Origin of the sequence: Mycobacterium innocens (genome assembly GCF_900566055.1) — a bacterium.
GTDB lineage: Bacteria > Actinomycetota > Actinomycetes > Mycobacteriales > Mycobacteriaceae > Mycobacterium > Mycobacterium innocens.
In genome coordinates, this window is the sequence record NZ_UPHQ01000294.1 from 1 (window position 1) to 3,183 (window position 3,183).

General features: G+C 68.6%; 1 protein-coding gene. It reads left to right on the forward strand.

The features are described from left to right. Positions 1-3,183, forward strand: a 3,183-nt coding sequence (locus tag EET03_RS28040) for a condensation domain-containing protein (RefSeq protein ID WP_167470724.1), incomplete at both ends; no start/stop codon positions are given.

Consider the following 3,183-nt stretch of genomic DNA (forward strand, 5'->3'; position numbering starts at 1 on the left):
GAGTTGTATGTGGCCGGTGCCGGTGTGGGCGTTGGGTATTGGCGGCGGGCGGGGTTGACCGGGTCGCGGTTTGCGGCGTGTCCGTTCGGGGGGCCCGGGGCGCGCATGTATCGCACCGGGGATTTGGTGTGTTGGGGCGCTGATGGGCAGCTGCGGTTTGTGGGGCGCGCCGATGAGCAGGTGAAGGTGCGCGGGTTCCGCGTCGAGTTGGGTGAGGTCCGCGCGGCGTTGGCCGGGCTGGCCGGGGTGGATCAGGCGGTGGTGGTTGCCCGCGAGGACCGCCCCGGCGATAAGCGCCTGGTGGGTTATGTCACCGAGCGGGCTACCGGCACCGCGGACCCGGGCACGGTGCGTAGCGCGCTGGCCGAGCGGCTGCCGGCGTACATGGTGCCGGCCGCGGTGGTGGTACTGGACGCGCTGCCGCTGACGGCCAACGGCAAACTCGACACCCGCGCTCTACCCGTCCCGGAGTACCAGGACATCGACCGTTACCACTCCCCGGCTAACCCCACCGAGGAGATCCTGTCCGGCATCTACGCCCAGGTACTTGGAGTCGACCGGGTCGGGGTGGATGACTCGTTTTTCGATTTGGGTGGGGATTCGCTGTCGGCGATGCGCCTGATCGCCGCGATCAACACCAGCTTGGATGGCGGCCTTTCGGTGCGTGCGGTGTTTGAGGCGCCCACGGTCGCTGGGCTGGCGGCCCGGATCGGCGACGGTGCGGGTGGGCTGGCGCCGTTAGTGCCAGTTGAGCGGCCGGCGGTGGTGCCGTTGTCGTTTGCCCAGCAGCGGTTGTGGTTTCTTGACCAGTTGCAGGGGCCCTCGCCGGTGTACAACATGGCGGCGGCGCTGCGGCTGGGCGGCCGGTTGGATGCCGAGGCGCTGGGTGTCGCGCTGGCCGATGTGGTGGCCCGCCAGGAAAGCCTGCGCACCCTGTTCCCCGCACCCGAGGGAACACCCCAGCAGCTGGTGGTGCCCGCCGAGCGGGTCGGCTTCGGTTGGGAGGTCGTTGATGCCGCCGGCTGGCCGGCAGACCGGTTGGGTGAGGCTATCGGCGCGGTGGCGGGTCATCGGTTCGACCTGGCGGCCGAGGTCCCGTTGCGGGCGCGGCTGTTCCGCCTCGCCGACGACGAGCACGTACTGGTGGTGGTGGTGCACCATATCGCCGCGGATGGCTTGTCGCTGACTCCGCTGGTGGGTGATCTGGGGCTCGCGTATGCCAGCCGGTGCGCGGGACAGGCCCCTGGCTGGGCGCCGTTGCCGGTGCAGTATGCCGATTACACGCTGTGGCAGCGTGCGCAGTTTGGTGATCTGGCCGATCCCCACAGCCCTATTGCTGCGCAGCTGGCCTACTGGCAGCAGGCCCTGGCCGGGATGCCCGAACGGCTGGCGTTGCCTACTGATCGGGCTTATCCGCCGGTGGCCACTTACCGCGGCGCCAGTGTGGCGGTCAACTGGCCGGCCGACCTGCAGCAGCAGGTGGCTCGGGTGGCCCGGGAACACAACGCGACCAGTTTCATGGTGGTCCAGGCCGCGCTGGCGGTGCTGCTGGCCAAGCTCAGCGCCAGCGATGATGTGGCGGTAGGGTTCCCGATCGCCGGGCGGCGCGACCCGGCGCTCGATGAGGTGGTCGGGTTTTTCGTCAACACCTTGGTGTTGCGGGTCGATCTGGCCGGTGATCCCACCGTCGCCGAGCTGCTGGCCCAGGTGCGCCAGCGCAGCCTGGCCGCCTACGAACACCAAGACGTGCCCTTCGAGGTGCTTGTCGAGCGGCTAAACCCCACCCGAAGCTTGACCCATCACCCGCTGATCCAGGTGATGCTGGCCTGGCAGAACTTCGGCGGCCAAACCGACCAGCCCGCCGCCGAGCTCACCCTGGCCGGTCTGGACATCGCCGCCCTGCCCGTGGATACCCAGGCCGCCCGCATGGATTTGGCGTTTTCTTTGGCCGAACGTTTCACCGAGGCCAGTGAGCCCGCCGGGATCGGCGGGGTGGTCGAGTTTCGCACCGATGTGTTTGATGCGGCCAGCATCGAGGCGCTGATCGGACGGTTGCGGCGGGTGTTGGTGGCGATGACCGTCGATCCCGGGCAGGCGTTGTCGTCGATTGATGTGCTCGACGAGCAGGAACGCTTCCGCCTCGATGCCGTCGGCAACCGCGCGGTGTTGACTCAACCCGCACCAGCGGCGGTGTCGATCCCGGCTGCGTTGGCCGCGCAGGTCGCGCGTACCCCGGAGGCGGTGGCGATCAGCTTCCAGGGCCGCTCGATGACCTACCGCGAGTTGGAGGAGGCGGCTAACCGGGTGGCGCATCTGCTCGCTGGCCACGGGGCAGGCCCAGGGGATGTGGTGGCGCTGGTGTTGGAGCGCTCAGCGCAGGCGATCGTGGCGATTTTGGCGGTGCTCAAAACCGGGGCGGCTTATTTGCCGATCGATCCGAGCCTGCCTGCGGCGCGGGTCGGGTTCATGCTGGCCGATGCGGCCCCGGTGGCCGTTATCACTACGGCGGGCCTGCGGTCGCGGCTCGACGGGCACGACCTGACGGTCATCGAAGTCGGTGATAGCTGGGCCCCCGCTGTCGGGAGCCAACTCAGCACGGCGCTACCCGCCCCGGCCGCCGACAATATCGCCTACCTCCTCTACACCTCGGGCACTACCGGGGTCCCCAAAGGCGTTGCGATCACCCAACAAAACGTGACCGCAATGATGGGCTCACTGTATGCGAATCTGCCGCAGGCGGGGACGTGGACGCAGTGTCATTCCTATGGTTTCGACTTCTCGGTCCACGAGATGTGGGGTCCGCTCCTCAGTGGTGGGCGGCTGGTGGTGGTGCCCGAAGCGGTGGCCCGCTCGCCGGAGGACTTTCGCCGGGTGCTGGTCGCTGAACAGATCAGCGTGCTCACCCAGACCACTTCGGCTGTAGCGGTTTTGTCGCCGCAAGGGTTGGAGTCGGTGACGACGTTGGTGTTCGGTGGTGAAGCCTGTCCGGGTGAGGTGGTGGATCGGTGGGCGCCGGGGCGGGTGATGGTCAACCAATACGGTCCGACCGAGACCACGGTGTATGCGGCAGTGAGTGCGCCGCTGGTGGCGGGGACCGGGGTTCCGCCGATCGGTGCGCCGGTGGCGGGGGCGGCGTTGTTTGTGCTGGATGGGTGGTTGCGGCCGGTGCCGGTGGGGGTGGTG